This window comes from Anaerotignum lactatifermentans DSM 14214, assembly GCF_900142265.1.
GTDB classification, from domain to species: Bacteria; Bacillota; Clostridia; order Lachnospirales; family Anaerotignaceae; genus Anaerotignum; species Anaerotignum lactatifermentans.
This window is the reverse complement of record NZ_FRAH01000157.1, coordinates 1-1,184: the sequence shown is the minus strand read 5'-3', so window position 1 is coordinate 1,184 and position 1,184 is coordinate 1. Positions and strand designations below refer to the sequence as shown.

The 1,184-nt window shown below is 55.8% G+C and carries 2 protein-coding genes; both read right to left on the bottom strand.

Features of this window, described 5'->3' with window-relative positions; translation table 11 throughout:
* On the bottom strand, positions 1-745 hold a 745-nt coding region (locus BUB35_RS18355; protein ID WP_159432919.1), incomplete at its 3' end, for a recombinase family protein.
* A 5-nt stretch (positions 746-750) separates the two neighbouring features.
* Positions 751-948, bottom strand: coding sequence for a hypothetical protein (locus BUB35_RS18350; protein ID WP_072854076.1), 198 nt, complete (start codon positions 946-948; stop codon positions 751-753).
* Positions 949-1,184: the final 236 nt, after the last annotated feature.

The window sequence follows — 1,184 nt, the reverse complement described above, 5'->3', positions numbered from 1 at the left end:
TCCCGTTCTCCGGGTCTTTCTTCTCCCATTTGGTGCGGGTGTTCCGCAGGCCCCGCTGCCGGTTCCACCATGTGGGGCAGGGTATCCGCTGTTCCTCCAGCCTGCGCCGGATGTAGTTGGGGCCGTGGCCCTCCAGCGCCCACAGGAAGATTTGCCGGACAATGGGGGCCGTTTCCCCGTCCACCAGCAGGTGGTTTTTGTCCTCCGGGTCTTTCCGATACCCGAAGGGGGCAAGGCACCCGGTAAACTCCCCCTTCTGCGCTTTCAGCAGGTAAGAGGAATGTACCTTCTTGGAAATATCCTTGCTATACATCTCATTTAGGATATTTTTGAAGGGCGCGATGTCGTTGTTTTCCCGCAGGGTGTCGATCCCGTCGTTCATGGCGATATAGCGGACGCCGTGGCGGGGGAAGAAGTCCTCGATCAGCGTGCCGGTCTGCAAGTAGTTCCGGCCCAGCCGGGAGAGGTCTTTCGTGATAACAAGGTTGACTTGCTTGCGCTCGATGGCCTTCAACATCCGTTTTAGGTCGGGCCGCTCCATGTTCAGCCCCGTGTAGCCATCGTCCTGATAGACTGCCACAACCTCCCATCCCTGCTTTTCGCAGTAGTTTTCCAGCATGGCCCGCTGGTTGGCGATACTGGCGCTCTCCCCGTCCAGGTCATCGTCCTTGGAAAGCCTGCAATAGATGGCCGCCCGGAAGCTGCCCGCAAGAAGCGCGTCCATGCCTGTATATCCGTTCATCATAACCGTTACCCGCACAATCCAGACGGAACACGGTTCTGCTGAACCTTGTCTTTATGATACCCTAAATCTTGTGTTTTCGCAAGACTTATATTGTCCTTTCGCTGGCTGTATTTCTGTGCAATCAGGCTCACAAAGACGTCGGTGGCGTCCAGCTCGCCGTCAAACACCGCTGTGACTTGGATCTCGGTTTTGCTTTTTGCCATAGGCAGTTTTACCTCCATACATGAAATAAGCCAGACAGGAGAGGGGCGGCAACGAAGTCCGGCAACGGGCTTCAAAAAACCTACAAAACAATCTCCGTCTGGCGGTTGGGTTCCTATTTACTTTTTCTTTTATTTTTCTGTTGCTTTGGTTGTCGGAGGGGAGAAACGCCCGACGTTACAGGCTTTTCCCCGGCAACCGGCCCGGCAACGGGCTGGCAACCGGCTCGGCAACGGGG

Bases quoted from the DNA above. Each gene is read 5' to 3' on its own strand.
- BUB35_RS18350 (WP_072854076.1), bottom strand. From the start codon at position 948: ATGGCAAAAAGCAAAACCGAGATCCAAGTCACAGCGGTGTTTGACGGC.